At 65.6% G+C, this 12,539-nt stretch carries 8 protein-coding genes; 4 read left to right on the forward strand and 4 right to left on the reverse strand.

The window, feature by feature from the left end; all coding sequences use genetic code 11:
• Window positions 1-23: 23 nt before the first annotated feature.
• The 3 genes from ACZ60G_RS40505 to ACZ60G_RS40515 form a co-directional block, all read right to left on the reverse strand.
• Complete coding sequence (locus ACZ60G_RS40505; RefSeq protein ID WP_465817268.1) at window positions 24-1,652, reverse strand: MDR family MFS transporter; 1,629 nt, start codon at window positions 1,650-1,652, stop codon at window positions 24-26.
• A 146-nt stretch (window positions 1,653-1,798) separates the two neighbouring features.
• The gene (locus tag ACZ60G_RS40510; protein ID WP_465817269.1) at window positions 1,799-2,419 is read right to left on the reverse strand and encodes a hypothetical protein; all 621 of its coding nucleotides are present in this window, start codon (window positions 2,417-2,419) and stop codon (window positions 1,799-1,801) included.
• Between the two features lie 472 nt (window positions 2,420-2,891).
• Window positions 2,892-3,590 (reverse strand): hypothetical protein, encoded by a 699-nt coding sequence (locus ACZ60G_RS40515; RefSeq protein WP_465817270.1) that lies wholly within the window; start codon window positions 3,588-3,590, stop codon window positions 2,892-2,894.
• A gap of 1,037 nt (window positions 3,591-4,627) precedes the next feature.
• Here ACZ60G_RS40515 and ACZ60G_RS40520 point away from each other — a divergent pair.
• The 3 genes from ACZ60G_RS40520 to ACZ60G_RS40530 all read left to right on the forward strand — a co-directional run bounded on the left by ACZ60G_RS40520 (window position 4,628) and on the right by ACZ60G_RS40530 (window position 9,681).
• Window positions 4,628-6,052: a CYTH and CHAD domain-containing protein gene (locus ACZ60G_RS40520; RefSeq protein ID WP_465817271.1), complete on the forward strand. Its 1,425-nt coding sequence runs from the start codon at window positions 4,628-4,630 to the stop codon at window positions 6,050-6,052.
• 423 nt (window positions 6,053-6,475) lie between these two features.
• Window positions 6,476-8,731 (forward strand): serine/threonine-protein kinase, encoded by a 2,256-nt coding sequence (locus tag ACZ60G_RS40525; RefSeq protein WP_465817272.1) that lies wholly within the window; start codon window positions 6,476-6,478, stop codon window positions 8,729-8,731.
• A 47-nt stretch (window positions 8,732-8,778) separates the two neighbouring features.
• Entirely contained in the window at window positions 8,779-9,681 is a 903-nt protein-coding gene (locus tag ACZ60G_RS40530) for a class I SAM-dependent methyltransferase (RefSeq protein ID WP_465817273.1), read from the forward strand.
• Between the two features lie 21 nt (window positions 9,682-9,702).
• Here ACZ60G_RS40530 and ACZ60G_RS40535 read toward each other — a convergent pair whose 3' ends face one another.
• On the reverse strand, window positions 9,703-11,868 hold the full coding sequence (locus tag ACZ60G_RS40535; protein WP_465817274.1) for an acyltransferase family protein: 2,166 nt from the start codon (window positions 11,866-11,868) through the stop codon (window positions 9,703-9,705).
• 224 nt (window positions 11,869-12,092) lie between these two features.
• Here ACZ60G_RS40535 and ACZ60G_RS40540 point away from each other — a divergent pair, with 224 nt between their 5' ends.
• On the forward strand, window positions 12,093-12,503 hold the full coding sequence (locus ACZ60G_RS40540; RefSeq protein ID WP_465817275.1) for a hypothetical protein: 411 nt from the start codon (window positions 12,093-12,095) through the stop codon (window positions 12,501-12,503).
• The last annotated feature ends 36 nt before the right edge of the window (window positions 12,504-12,539 follow it).

The raw sequence follows: 12,539 nt of genomic DNA on the forward strand, positions 1-12,539 counted from the left end.
GCCGCGTGAAGCATACGGGTTACTCAGGAGTGGCCGACTGTACCCTCGGTCCGCGGTCCGGCCGCTCCGACTACGGGATCCGGGGCATTTGTGGTGCGCAGCGGAACCTCTCGGATGAACAGCACAGCGACCAGCGCGAGGACGGCCAGCGGCGCGGTGCAGAGAAAGGCATCGGCGACACCGTGTCCATAGGCGTCTTCCACTACCGAGCGGACCGGGGCCGACAGCGCGGACAAGCTCGGCAGGCTGCTACCCGAATGAACGCCGCTGCCAGGGATTCCCAGCCGGGCCAAACCCGTTTCGGTGTAGTGGGTGATGCTGTTCGCCATGACCGCACCCAGTGCGGCAACACCGATCGCGCCGCCGAGAGATCGCATGAACGCGACGGTCGCACTGGCCGCGCCGATCTCGTGGATGCGCACTTGATTCTGTACGGCGAGTACCAAGTTCTGCATGGTCATGCCGACTCCGGCGCCGACACAGAACATGTAGACGGCCAGCAGCCCATAAGGAGTGTCGGCGCGGGCGGTGCCCAGCGAGGTGACACCGACCACCATGAGCACACTGCCGACGACCAGGACGATCTTCCAGCGACCGGTCCGGGAGATCAGCCGCCCCGACACGATCGACACGATGGCCAAGCCGAAGATCATCGGCAGGGTGAGCAGGCCTGCCTCGGTCGGTGACGCATCCCGGGCAAGTTGAAAGTACTGGCTGAGGAAGGTGGTGCCGGCGTACATGGCCACACCCGCGACCAAGGAGCCCACAACGGCAAGCACGATGGTGCGATTGCCGAACAGGTACAGCGGGATGATCGGCTCGCTCGTCTTCGACTCCGTCAGCAGCAACAGCGCGACCAAAACCACTGCGCCACCGATCATCACGCCGGTCTGCCACGACAGCCAGGCGTACTTGTCGCCGGCGAACGAGATCCAGATCAGCAGCAGCGAGGTGGCGGCGGCCACGAACAGCGCTCCGAGCCAGTCCACCGAGGTCTGCCGTTTGACCATCGGCAGGTGCATCGTCTTCTGGAGTACGACCAATGCGACCGCCGCGACCGGGATGCCGATGAAGAAGCACCAGCGCCAGCCCAGCCAGGAAGTATCCACGATGGCACCGCCCACCAGCGGTCCGACGACGGTGCCGACGGCGAAGAGACCGCTCATGTAGCCGCCGTAGCGACCGCGTTCGCGGGGCGAGATCATGACCGCCATGATGGTCTGAGTCAGCGCCGTCATGCCGCCTGCGCCGACACCTTGAATCGTCCGCGCCGCGATCAGCTCTCCCACATTGGCGGCCAGACCCGCGATGATCGAGCCCACGACGAAGATGACCAGGCTTATCTGCACGAGAAGTTTCTTGTCGACCAGATCCGACAGTTTTCCCCAAATCGGCGTGGTCACCGTCATCGCGAGCAGGGTCGAGGTGATCACCCAGCTATAGGCGGTCTGGCCCGCATGCAGATCGGAGATGATCGTCGGCAGCGCGTTCGCGACGATGGTCGAGGACAGGATCGCAACGAACATGCCGGTCAGCAGTCCGGTCAGCGTTTCCATGATCTGACGGTGTGTCATCGGAGCGCCGGGCTCGGCGTGCTTGTTCAGGTCCGGCGCGGCGTTCTGCTGGTCGGCGTCCTGCAAATTCTGCGACAAGGCAGGCCCTCACTCTCTCGTGGCGCTGGTGCACGCGACACCGGATTGCCCGCTGAGTGGATGTCACCGCGGACCCCGTCGATAGTTGCTCGGGGCTACCATATCCAGATTAGTTGCCCGGAGCAACTAGTCGAGGGCGGGATGGGCTACGACAGGAGACGTCCTGCCGCGTCGACGACGGGCGTTTCAGCTGCTGTCCGTCGGGGGAAATGGTCCGCACCGTGCAGCCACGGCTTGGTTGCACTCAAGAAGATCGAGGTGTTGAGGACCATCAGCAGCAGGCACAGCGGCGGAACCGCACCCATGATCGCTTTGGCGGCCAGCGAAAGCTCGCCGGGATCCGTTGCGTTGAACGCATTTCCGAGGACACCGACGGCGACACCGCTCAGCAGGAGAACCCCGAAGTACAGCCGGATGATTCCGGTCCGATACGGCAACGTTCCGACCATCACGTAGCAGTAGGCGATCTGAAAGATCGTGAGGCCCAACACGATCGGCCACAGCCACGCGATGGTCGGCGGCGTTCCGGCCAACCGTGCCAGATGGTGTGCGAACGCGAAGGACGCGACCGCCGCCACCGCAATCAGGACAGAGGCGGACACGACAGCGACTCTGTTGACCGAGAGCCGCTCAGTCCATGGGTTCATCCGTTCCTCCGAGTTGAGAAGACTTGAGAATGGCTGGAATTCGTCGCCGCCGACATCGAAGAGCAACAGCTGGCGAAGACGGCTGAGACCGACGGGACTCGTTGCCGCCGCGATCGCCATGATGAATCGAGCGATATCAGCTGGGCAGTGGGCAATCCAGGTTCGCGAACGGCTGGCGCAGATCGCACCGAGCGTCGCGCCTTTCTGCCTGGCTCTGGGTGTGGTGCCGTCGAGCCAGTCGCGTGCCCGGCCGGAGGTGGCCTGCTCGCGGCGGACGCGTCTGCTTACCTGTGCTCGGTCGATAGCTGCGCGCGTTGGATTTTCAATGCGTCTACCGCCGCGCGGGTCTGGCGCAGTTCGGCGTGGGGTTCGGCGGTTTCGACAACACGAGCGACGATCGCACTGGTCACGACGGGCCCTTCGGGTCTTGTCTCTCCTCGGTGCAGCTTTGGCTCGCACAGTATGCCCTCGCCGTCACACCGACATGCGGAATACCGACATTCCCCGGCCACCGCACCGGATCGCGATGCGTACTGTAGGTTGCGGGCCCGTGGCTCTGATGGCCTGGCCCGCAACCTATTCGGATGTTCGATCAAGACTTCTTGTAAAGCTTGTAGATATCTTCGTTGTAGGTCGTCATCATCTTCGCGGCCTTGGCAAGTCCGCCGAGCGGGTCCTTGGTCTGGACCGAGCCGGATTGTCCGCTGGCCGCATCGGCCGCGGCGGCGGCGAACCACAGGATGTTCTCGAGGTCCGCGGGCGGAATTTCAGCGAAGTCGGTGACGATGTCCTCGAAGACGAGCGGCGACTCGACGACCGTCTTGACGAACGATTCGGTTGCCCTGATTGTCAGCGGCACATCGGCGCCGATGAGCGTTCCGTCCAAAACCGTACAGCCCACGAACTTTCCGGTCGAATCGATGCATCCCTTGAACGGATTGCGGAACAGCACCGGATCGAGATCCACCGGGTGGCAGGCCAGGAAGTGTTCTTCGCCCGGTGTCGCGACGAGCACATACTCCGTCTCGTACAGGCTGATGCCGCGGTCGAGTGCGGGCATGGCGGAAACGCCCTTGTCGCGCAGGGTGGCGATATCTATGCAGAGCAGATACGGCGCCTTGTTGATGATGTTCAGGACATTCTTGTCGCCGCCCGCCGATGCGGCGGTACCGATAAGTGCGCCGACGTTGCGGCAGAACGAAGAAGTTCGCACGTGTGGGCTCTTCTTCTCGTTCCCGCTGCTGTGCGCGCCGATGATCTTGATGATTTCCGAGATGGCCCGTATCGGCACCGATCGAAATCTTCTCCTCGTACGGCGTCGCACTGAAGCGCCAGATGTACTGGCGGTCAGGGTCATCGAATTCGGTGTAATGCCGCCAGCCGTGCGTGTTCGTGTAACTCATCCAATCCTTATGGGAGTGCCACAGATCCGTGAGCCCGCCCGCGAGTACCGCTCGGCCGCTGTCGTGCAACCACTTCAGATGCCTTTCGGCGGCAGGCGAGAAAGTAGATGCGGCAGCGGGTTGTTGTACTACCGACGCTGTCGGCGGTTGTGCCGGAACCTCCGCCTTTGCCTCCTTCTCGGGCTGCTTGGCACGGACGACAATCTTGAACTTCGATTTCGGTTGCTGGTGCTGAATCAGCCGCCCCGCAGCGGGTTTCGGCGGCTGAGCGGAAGCCGTTGCCGCGTTGTCCGTCGACTCCGGTAATGAATGGGTCATGACTGCTCCTCCGATGAAGTCCGGCACCGCGGGGCGCACTCTCGGCCCCCGAGCCAGGATCGCACCCGCACTCCGCCGACTCACCGAATTCGCGACCGATGTTTTCCGGTTTTGCACGCCGAAGATCAACTGCCGCAGCCGGTTTCGTGGACCGGCGAAGCCGAACCGCCCGCGCCGCCGAGCTCCAGGATCGCGATATGACCCCGCCCATCACCGGTGATCGGTGTTCGACGCGTGCCTGAGCACCGCGCCGCGCGATGGTGGTCGCCGCGCGGGAGTTGTCCGAAAGCGACGGGTTCCGGTCGACGATAGTGGCCGCGGTCGCCGACCGGGCAGGCGTGTCGGCGGAGAGTGGCAGTCGATAGAAGGGCAGCGACGGCCAAGGCCGTATTCGACTTCGTGATCGCAGGCGATGACCGGTAACGGTCCACAAGCAGCCCGAGCAGAAGGCGATGCTCGCCCGACGTGCGCCGCCAGATCGAAACCTTCATCCACGGTCCGACGCTGCGGCAAGCGCGGTTGAGCCCGGCCGAAAACGCGACGAGATCGATCTCCTTGGGGGCGACGCCGACTGTTTCAGGTGCGGTGGGCCGGGAACGCCCAACTTATGGAGGAAGTACTCGAACGTGAAAGCAAATGGGAGGTCGACGGGGTCTTTTCTCTTCCGGCATTGGACAACCTCGTCTCCGACAGTCGTATCGAAAAGACGTCGGTCGAATTGACCAGCACCTATTTCGATACCGCCGAGCGAGATCTGCTCGCTCACAATCTCACCCTGCGCCGCCGGGAAGGTGCCGACGAATCCGGTTGGCAGTTGAAAGTTCCCCATCCGAGCGGTCGCACCGAATTGCATGCTCCGCTCTCGGAGGAACTGCCGCCCGAGTTCGTCGAGCTGGTCACCGGCGCGGCGCTGGGTAAACCATTGCACGCGATCACCACGATTCACACGCTGCGCAATCGCCACCGCGTACTCGGGCCGGACGGCGAATTGATAGTCGAAGTCGACGACGACATCGTCGATACGACACCGGCTGACGGAAGCTCGGTCGCCTGGCATGAGATCGAGGTCGAACTCGGCCCGCGGATCGACGCTGTACCCGAGGCGCTGGTGGACAGTCTCGCCGAGGCGGGTGCACGCAGGTCGGAGTTTCCCTCCAAGCTGTCGCACGTGCTGCCCGCGCAGCCCGGGCCGGTTCCGGGCACTGCGGCGGAGCGCGCCATCTATGAATACATGGCCGCGCAGATCGACATGATCTTCGCCGGTGACGTCGCTTTGCGCCGCGGCCAGGAACCGATCCACGACACCCGTGTCGCGACGCGACGCCTGCGCAGCACCCTGCGCGTGTTCAAAAAGCTGTTCGACCGCTCCGCCATCGGTGCTGTCGAAGACGAATTGAAGTGGTATGCAGGGTTGCTCGGCGATGTACGCGACTGCCACGTGCAACATCGCCGTCTGGCCGACCAGGTGCACAAACTGCCGCCCGAACTCGTCCTCGGCCCGGTTGCCGCGCGCATTGATGCGACGATCCTGGCCCGGCAGGTGCCCAGTCGAAACACACTTACCGAGGCCATGGACTCGACTCGCTACCTGGAATTGCTCGCGACCCTGCATGCCTGGCAATCACACCCGCCGTTCGACAGGCGACTTCGCAAACGTGAACTCGCGAAGCGGGCTCGCAAAGCCACGGCCAAAGCCGATAACCGGCTCGCGACCGCCCTGCACGACCAACGGCACGCGTCATTGCACCGCGCCCGCAAGGCCGCCAAACGAGCCCGCTACGCCGCCGAACTACTCGAGCCCGTGGGAAAGCGCAAGCAAGCGAAGTCGAACATCAAGTACTACAAGAAGATTCAAAGAGTGCTCGGCGACTACAACGACGGCATCGTGTCGTCACGATTCCTGTGGCGCACCGCGACAACCGCAGGCACCGCAGCGGGCGAGAACGGATTCACCTTCGGCCTGCTGTACGCCAACGAAATGCACGCCGCTGAGGACGCCCGGCGTAAGGCCGCCGAAATCGCCACGAGGTAACTCGTGCCGTCAGGAACTCTCTTGCCGGCCTCGGTCCACGATCCAGGCCGCGGTGTCCACTGGCACCGGGCCCTGCCGACGAACCCACGCACTCACCTCCACCGCGGCGGGCACGCTCACGTCACGTTGAGTCCGCGGCGCATCATCGCCGACCATCAGCGGCGCGCGATCCACTCCACATGCGCACGGTAGCGGGCATCATGCGCTAGCCCTTTCGACAATGCCCAGCGTATCGCCAACAAAGGTGAACGGTCCGCCGGTTCGCATCGCGAGTTCCCGAGGCCCGGTTCACCCAACGAGGTCGGGGGGTGGACAAATGGGCCCAAGGGCGAAAGGCTGTTGGTGAAGTGCCAGCTACTCGCCGGAGGGATCCGATACCCCTCCGTGCGGGGCCCGGGCTCGACCACTTCGAAGCGAGCGACGATGGATCAGAACCTCGGCGCGAGCACACCCGGCGCCGGTGTCGCGCGCGCGACGGCAACGCAGACCGCGTTGACGACCCTGGTTGCCCAGTTCGCCGGGGACTGGAAAGCATCGAGCGAACCGCCCGATCTGTCGGCGCACCTGCCCGTCGAGCCCGCGCTGCGGCGGACCACGTTGATCGAGCTGATCAAGGTGGATCTGCACGAACGGTGGCAGCGCAGCGACGACGCGCTGCGTCTTGCCGACTATCGCGAACAGTTCCCGGAATTGGGCACTGCCCCGTTGCCGCCGGATCTCATCTACGAGGAGATCAGTGCCCGCAGCTGCCGCAACGACGTCGACCTCACCGAGTACGAGCACGACTATCCGGCCCAAATGGCCTGCATCACCGAGACTTTCGATGTCGGCGGCCTGCGCAGCACGCTGCTGGCCGACCCCGGGGCACTCGATGCCCTCGAGGCCATCGGTACGGGCGCCTCCGTCGACGATTTCGATCTGCTGCTGCCACTGGGCCGCGGCGCCTTCGCGCGCGTATTCCTGGCCCGGCAGCGATCGATGAGCCGGCTGGTGGCTGTGAAGATCTCCCGCGACCGCGGGACCGAACCGCAGACGCTGGCCCAGCTCGACCACGATTACATCGTCCGCGTCTTCGATCAGCGTCAGCTCGCCGAACAGCATCTGAAGCTTATGTACATGCAGTACATACCCGGCGGCACCCTGCTGGGTGTGCTGCGGCAACTGCGCAGCACCCCACCGGTCCGACGCAGCGGCAAGCTGCTGCTGCAGGCCGTCGACGCCGCCACCACGAGCGGCGGCGTGCTCGAGCCGCAGCACTCGCCCGCTCGCGCGGCGCTGGAACAGCTGACCTGGCCGGAGACCGTGGCCTGGTTGGGCGCCCGGCTGGCCACGGCGCTCGATTACGCCAATCACCATGGTGTGCTGCACCGCGACATCAAACCCGCGAATGTGCTGCTGACCGCCGACGGCCAGCCCAAACTGGCCGACTTCAACATCAGCTTCAGCCGCCACCTGCCCGGCGCGAACCCCGTCGCATACTTCGGCGGCTCCCTGGCCTACATGTCCCCCGAACAACTCGAGGCCTGCCACCCCACCCTGGCCACCACTGCCGCCGATCTCGACACCCGCAGCGACCTGTACTCGCTGGCTGTGGTCCTGTGGGAACTACTCACCGGACGGCGACCGTTCGACGACGAGTTCGGAGCAGGCGAATCGGAGCAATCGTTGCAGGCGATGATCGATCGACGCCGTCGGCTCGTCGATGCGACCCTGCAGGCCGACCTGCCCCCGGACTGCCCAGCCCTACTGCGTCACGCCCTGCTCACCTGCCTTGCGCCCGACCCTGCCGACCGCTACCCCGGCGGCGCCGAACTGGCCCAGCAGCTGGAATTGAGTCAGGACCGGGCCGCCCGCGATCTGGTCGACCCGCCCGCACACAGCCTGCGGGCACGGCTGCGCATGCGGCCGATCCCGGTGGTGATTCCGGCAAGCATGTTCGGCCAGGTCGCGGCGGGACTGTACCTTTCGGCGCACAACGTCCGGCTGATCCAACTCCAATTGGGCTCCGAGGCTGCCGGGCGGCTGACCCACCTGGGGTACGTGGTGATCGCGATCTCCTATCCGGTCGCCATCGCCGGCCTGCTGTACTGGTGCCGCAACGTCTTTCTGGTTCCCGACGGCCTGCGCCGGGGCAAGCAATTCGACGAGGCCACCCTCGCCCGGGCGCGCGCCGACACCCTGGCCTGCGGCGACCGGATCGCGGCAGTCGCGTTTATCGGATGGATCCTGGCCATGGGTATCTTCGCGGTGAAACTGCTGTCGCTGGGGCCGATACCGGCCGGGCTGCTGGCGAATCTGATTGCCTCGAGCCTCGTCGCGGCCGCGGTGGCGGTCGTGTACACGTACTTTCCGGCCACCTTTTTCGTCTTGCGCTGGTACTACCCGGGTTTGGTCGCCGCCGGTCACATCTCCCCCGACGACGCCCCCAGGCTGCATCGGCTGATCCGGCGCAGCCGCGTGTATCTCGGTGTGGCAGCATCGGTTCCGCTGATCGGCGTGTCGTTGGGGTTGATATTCCTGACTCCGTATCAGCAGCACACGGTGATCGGCTCGATAGTAGCCCTCTGTATCGGTGGGCTCGTCGCGTTCGCCGTCGCCCTGCGCACCTTCTATGCCCTGCAATCGGATCTGGCGGCCCTCGAGCGCATCGTGAACCCGCACTACCGTACCCACACCTGACCGCTGAACGACCTGCCATTCATCGCTGACACCATGGGGTGATATTTATGCGAACGGACGGAGACAGCTGGGACATCGTGACGAGCGTGGGTCTGACTGCCTTGGGCGTCGCCACGTTTCGCGCACTCGAAACGCTCGATCCCGAGCCGATGATCCACGACGACTATGCCGCGTGGTTCGTGGAGGCGGCGGGTGAACCGCACTTTCTGCAGAAACTGGAGGAACCGGCGTCGGCGGGCGCGGGCGGATTGTTCGGGCGGTTCATGGGGGTTCGGACAAGGTTCTTCGACGAGTTCTTCGCCGCGGCGTGGCAGCAGGGCGTGCGGCAGGCGGTGATCCTGGCATCCGGCCTGGATGCGCGGGCCTATCGACTCGATTGGCCCGCGGGCATGGTCGTCTTCGAGATCGATCAGCCCCGTGTGCTGGAGTTCAAGGACCGGGTGCTCGCCGAGCACGGTGCCGTGGCTACGGCCGATCGGCGTGCGCTGGCAATCGATCTGCGCGACGACTGGCCCGCCGCGCTCACTACCGCGGGTTTCGATCCGGGGCGGCCGTCGGCCTGGTCGGCCGAGGGGCTGTTGCCGTTCCTGCCGGGTTCGGCGCACGACGCATTGTTCGAACGCATCGACGCCCTGTCCGTCCCCGGCAGCTGCGTGGCCGCCGACGACTTCGGCCGCGGCATGGACCAGCGCCACTTCGACATGGAGGAAAAGTTCTTCGGCCCCAACCCGTTCGGGAACTTGAACGTGCACGACCTGTGGTACGACGACGCCCGCGCCGATCCCGGGGACTGGCTGTCTCGGCACGACTGGTCGGTCCACCGGGTCAGCCCCTTCGATCTGGCCGCCACCTACGGCCGCCCGATCACCGACCTGCCCACCGACCTGCCTGCCGAACTGCTCGACCGGCTGCAGCAGGCGGCCTACATATCCGCCGAGAAGCACCGATGAACCCGGACCTGCGTGGCCGGCTCAGCCGTTGGCGAGTGCACGGTCGGCGAGTGCGGCGATGACCGGTCCGAGAGTTCTGGCGTAACTGACGGTGAGGTGGTTGTCGTCGCGGTACACCAGGTTGTCACCGATGATCAGGGGGCAGCTGGCAGCAGTACAGAACAGCGAGGTCAGATCGGCGTACTGGCCGCCGCCGGTGGTAGCAGCCGCCTGCTCAGCCGTTATACCCGCGTCGTCGACCGCTTCCGGCCGCGCCGGCGTGCATGCCTCGGCATTGTCGATATGTTCGGACAGGCACGCGGGCACGGTGGTGTGCGGATCGGGGATCGACCCGAGCACGAGGACCGCCGCCCCAGTCGCTCGCAGCTGGCCGACCAGGCGGTTCAGGCTCTCGATCCAGGCCTGGTCGTAAGAGACGAAGCCGAAGTCGGCGCCGTAGCGCCGCGACATGCTCACCACGATCAACCGGGGGCGTTCGGCCTGCAACCTGGCCAGGATCTGGCCGCGCCACTGCTCGCATTCGGTGTACTCCCGGCCCAGATAAGGGCTGGTGATGGGCAAGCCGAGCAACGGACAGGTGACCTTGGCCATGGTTTCCAGCCGCCAGTGCCGCTGCCCGGCGATCGACTCGAACGCCGGATGCCACATCGCGGCGTGTGAATCGCCGACCAGGGCCACTGTCGTGGCCGAGTCCGGATCACCGGAGGCGCACTCGGCCTGTCCCACGTCACGCCACGATCGCACGCAGCCGTCGGCGAACACGCCCGCCTTGTCGCCTGGCGCGTCGGCCAGCGAGGGGGTGAGATTCGAAGGGACAGCACGGATTTCGGCCGCGGCGGCGACTGCGGCCTGCGTCTGCGCGGTCAGCTGCCGGACCGCCGCGTCGTGCGCGTCCGCGCTGGAGGTGGCCGGTGCGGCCGGCGTGGCGAGCGTGAGAGCCGCGGCCACCGCGCCGCGGCCGACCGGGACGGGAGTGAGCACGAGCAGCATCAGTGCGACACCGCCGGCGACCGCGGTGATCGCGCCGCCACAGGCGAGGCTGCGCGCGGCCGACCCTCGCAATGGGGCGGCGAAGCGAACCGGGTTCTCGACCAGCCACAACGTGAGCATGGCGAGTCCGCCTGCCATCATGACCGCGCCCATCGAGCCACCTCGTCCGAGTTGGTGGCCGAGCACGCACGGCGCCAGCAGCAATACCGGCCAGTGCCACAGATACCAGGAGTACGACACGCGCCCGATCGCCCGCATTACCGGCACCGCCAGTCCGCGGCCAACCCCGAATCGTGTTTCCGCACAGCCCGATACGATCACCAGTGCGGTACCGAGAACGGGCAGCAGGGCCGCGGTGCCCGGATACGGTGTCTTCCCGTTCAGCTGGGTACACGCAGCGACGATCAGGGTCAGACCGATCCATCCGGCTGGGGCAACGACTGATTTCGGCAACCGGGACCACGTACCGGCCGACAGCGCGATCATGCCGCCTGCGCCCAGCTCCCAGGCCCGCGTCGGCAGCGAGAAGAACGCCCACGGTGGCAGCGTGTGGGTCCAGGCCAGCGAGATCGCGAAGGAGAGCGCGGCGACAACCGCAAGAACGACCAGGTACGGGAGCACAGCGGCCGAGCCGATTCCGCGCCGCCGCGCGAACCACGCGGTGCCGGCGATCAGTGCGGGCCACAACAGATAGAACTGCTCCTCCACACCGAGCGACCAGAAGTGCTGAAACGGCGACGGAAGCGTGTCGGCGGCAAGGTAGTCGGTGCCGTGCAGCGCGAGCCGATAGTTCCCCGTGTACAAGGCGCTGGCGATCCCATCGCCGAGGACCTGGCGAGCCTGCAGCGGTGGCAGCAGTACCGCCGCGCCGATCGCCGTGGCAACCACCACGACACCGGCAGCGGGCAGCAGGCGGCGGGCCCGCGCGCCGTAGAACCGGAGCAACCCGACAGTATCGGCGGAAGCCGCTTCCCGCCAAAGGATTCCGGTGACGAGGAATCCGGAAATTACGAAAAAGACGTCGACACCAATGAATCCGCCCCCGAGACCGGGCGTGTTCGCATGAAAAAGCACAACGACGAGTACGGCCACTGCTCGTAACCCCTCGATGTCGGGCCGAAATCTCGCGCGCGGTGTCGTATCGGACGCCTGATCAATCCGCCGATTTATCAATCCGCCGCTCGCCGCCACCGTCATGCGCGGAATTGTTATCGGTGTAGCTGGCTAAGTCACGGCAACTCACCGCACACCAGGCGCCCGACCTCGATCTTTCGGCACCACAGGCAGATCGAGTTCGGTGTGGGATTTCACTGTGCGCCGAGCGCGCGGTCGTCTTCGACGCTACTGTGGTCCAGCCCACAATCAAGGCCGACTACCGCGTGGGGGAAGCGCGGTCCATCCCGGGAAGGCGAAAGGCGGCTATGTCGCGAACGATTCTCTACCCATCCGACGAGTTGATCCGCACCGTGACCGCCACCTTGCTCGGAGCCGACGAGCAGTCCGACTCGACTCCCCTCTTTTTCGGCCTCACCCTGGCGGGTCCGGATCAGATCGGCGTTCTCACGCTACCGACATCGGCTGATCCGCCGTTCCAGGATCTGGCGACGCTGGTCTTCTCGCGGGCGCCCCGTAAGACGCTGTGGGGGTTCGGATTCCACGCGGAAGCGACCCTGATGCGGACCGCCGACGCACGGGGGAATCTTTGGTCGGCGTCCCAGGAGCACCCCGGCGCCGATGTCGTGGAAACATTCCGGTCGGCCGATCACGGTGTGCCGGACGATCCGATCGATCGGGAGCTGTGGGTCGCCGCGCTGGCTCTCGCAGCGCTCTGAGCAAACGGTGAGCGCCGTGCCCCGGAGGTAACCCGT

The sequence above is a fragment of the Nocardia sp. NPDC102475 genome (assembly GCF_055584605.1).